Genomic DNA, 1309 nt, shown 5'->3' with positions numbered 1-1309 from the left:
GCGGGCGGTTCTCGTCCTCATCCCGAAGGTGGCCATGTTGCGCATGCCCGGCGCGCGGCCGAAGCGGGTCATGCGGGCCTCGGCGCTCATCGCCGCGTACTCGCCCAGGGCGATGGCGCCGTAGTGCGACTTCAGGATCGAGAGCCAGCCCGGATCGGCCTCCTCGAACATGCGGAAAAGTCGATCGTGCTCACGGAATCACTCCTGGGTTGTTGAATGCCCCGACTGGGGCGCTTTGGGAAGGACCGGCGGCCAGGCCGCAGGCCCTACCAAACTGGAAGGCCCCCTCAAACTGAGGGTGCCTTTGGGATGTCGATGGCGGTGACCAGCGTCACCTTCCTGCACCTGTGCCGATGAAGAGGGTGTCCCCCACCCACTCCGCCCCGCGGTGCTTCGCATCGGCGCGAGCCTGCTCGGCCTGACGCTTGGCCTGCCGCTCGGCCTGGCTCTGCGCCGCACGCTGCCGCAGCTTCGCCAGCTGCGTGGCCTCAAGGGCCCGAAGAACCGTGTTTCTCCCTGCCGGAGACAGCATCCCGATGGATGCATCCAGGGCCCGGCCGATGGCTGCCACCTGGTCAAGCAGTTCGTCCAGACCGGCCTTCAGATCCAGTAGCTCCTGCTCGCTCCGCAGCGCGGCGGTGTCCATGCGCTTCATCGCCTGCTGCATGGTCATGGAGTCCACGAAGCCCCTTCCGTTGGCTGCGGCCAGCTGCTCCTTCAGGCCCTTGATCAGCTGTGCCTGCCGCTGCCGGTGGCGCCGCTGCCGCTGGGCGTTGGTGGCATCACGCTTGTGCGCCTTTCCGCCGGTCTTCTTCTTTTCGCTGGTTCCAGCGGTTCCCGCGGTTCCACCCGCATGAATGCTCACTTTTTCTGGAACCACACACCTTTTCGCCTTGGTTCCAGCGGTTCCCAAACCTTCGGCCTGACCCACCCCATTGGGAACCACTGGAACCAGTGCTTCAGAACTGCGGTTCCCGCGCAAACCCGCATGAACATTGGCTGGAACCGCGGGAACCGCTGGAACCGCTCGTTTTTCAGTTGTCATGGCTCGTGTCCTCCCACATGGCCTTGGTGAACACGTAGCAGCGGGTCTTGTCGCCCATGCCAGGCAGGCGCTCCGTGCGGGTGTTTCGGCCATTGCCGCCGGGGCGCAGCCAGCCCGCCTCTGCCAACACCTTGGCCGCGGTCGACGAATCGAACCCGGTGCACACGTCGCGCTTGAAGGTCTCCGGCAGCACGATGTACTCGCGCCCGTCATCCACCTGCCGATAGAAGCCGGCCCGGTTGGCACGCGCACGTCATGGGTGGC

At 65.8% G+C, this 1309-nt stretch carries 2 protein-coding genes and 1 pseudogene; all 3 read right to left on the bottom strand.

What is annotated here, in order from left to right; all coding sequences use genetic code 11:
• Nucleotides 1-174: pseudogene (locus tag I73_RS32235) on the bottom strand (hypothetical protein); the annotation flags it as partial.
• 157 nt (nt 175-331) lie between these two features.
• Nucleotides 332-1045 (bottom strand): hypothetical protein, encoded by a 714-nt coding sequence (locus I73_RS01550; protein WP_148289646.1) that lies wholly within the window; start codon nt 1043-1045, stop codon nt 332-334.
• Nucleotides 1035-1262, bottom strand: coding sequence for a hypothetical protein (locus tag I73_RS01545; protein WP_022979005.1), 228 nt, complete (start codon nt 1260-1262; stop codon nt 1035-1037). Before I73_RS01545 ends, I73_RS01550 begins: the two co-directional genes overlap by 11 nt.
• Nucleotides 1263-1309: the final 47 nt, after the last annotated feature.

Origin of the sequence: Ideonella sp. B508-1 (assembly GCF_000333615.1) — a bacterium.
Taxonomy (GTDB): domain Bacteria; phylum Pseudomonadota; class Gammaproteobacteria; order Burkholderiales; family Burkholderiaceae_C; genus Ideonella.
The sequence above is the reverse complement of the archived record's forward strand: the minus strand, read 5'-3'. Positions and strand labels throughout refer to the sequence as shown.